This window comes from Shewanella sp. MM_2022_3, from assembly GCF_022557375.1.
GTDB classification, from domain to species: Bacteria; Pseudomonadota; Gammaproteobacteria; order Enterobacterales; family Shewanellaceae; genus Shewanella; species Shewanella xiamenensis.
In genome coordinates, this window is record NZ_JAKZGV010000112.1 from 1 (window position 1) to 1,173 (window position 1,173).

Here is a 1,173-nt window from a genome sequence, read left to right on the forward strand (position 1 = left end):
TTTTATATAATGTGTAACTTCTTCTGGAGATACAATACTTATCCCATTTACACCTGCTAATAGAATAACATCATTAATTCTTATTGCGCTGGGTGAGTTATACTCATATTGACTTCCATTTGATGTATTCAACGTGTATGAAGTCTGGTTATTCTTGTTGTAAACAATTACCTCACCTAGTGAAGATAGTGTGATGAAATCAGCATCATTCACAATTGAATATATTTCTTTATTGTTAGAAAGTATTTTTTCATTTTTTTCAGTTAATGGGTTATAACGCATTAGTGCTGTGGATGTACCAAATAAAATATTATTTTTATCTTTTTCAATACTATAGGTTAATTGTTCGCTAATTATAGTCTCATTGCTATTTTCATATTTTCTTAAACCACCTTGACTTGCAACGTAAAGTAAATTTTCAGATATTATTTCTATATCAAAAATTGGCTCGTTTCTTTTTGTGTCAATGGTTTTTATTATACTAGAGTTTTTTATTATTAATATCTTTCCATTAGGTGTGCCCGCAGATAAAAGCGAACCATCATCACTTTGGGATAATGATGAGATAGTTTCTGAACTAAGCATAGTAACTGATTCATTATTTTGTAAAAACAAACCATGCCTCGTTCCGTAAAAAAGGTTATTCCCGATCAATACTGCATATTTATATCCTACGGTATGTGTATTGAAGTCCTTTTTTTTCTGGAAGTTTTCATCAAAAAGAGTTATATATTCTGAATCCGATGAAACGAGAAAACTATTTTCATTTTTAGTTAAATGCCAAATGCTGTTGTTAACAAGAGTAGTTTGCTTTACTAGATTGTTTTGCTTTTTTATAATCGAAAAACCTTGGTCAATACTGCCAAATGTAAAGTAGCTTTTATTTATATAAAAATAAGTGTTTTTGTCTGGAGCGAATGCTGGTATCAAACCTATTTTTTTTGTTGAAGTAATGTCAACTATAGAGTTTTCTGAAATTCCGTATATATTTTGATGGTTTTTTCCTAGTTGTGAGAATGGGCGATTGTCTATTTTTTTTATAATATTTCCATTAAATTCAAAAAGACCATCTTCTGAGGATAGTATAATAGTGTCTGCATTTTTTTGTTCAATATCTATAATATTTTCTTTAATAAGTTTTAGTTTGTTTTTATTTAATTCAAACAACTTTCC

1 pseudogene is annotated in these 1,173 nt (G+C 28.6%); it reads right to left on the minus strand.

The features are described 5' to 3' along the window. A pseudogene (locus MMG82_RS21335) lies at positions 1–1,173 on the minus strand (diguanylate cyclase); the annotation flags it as partial.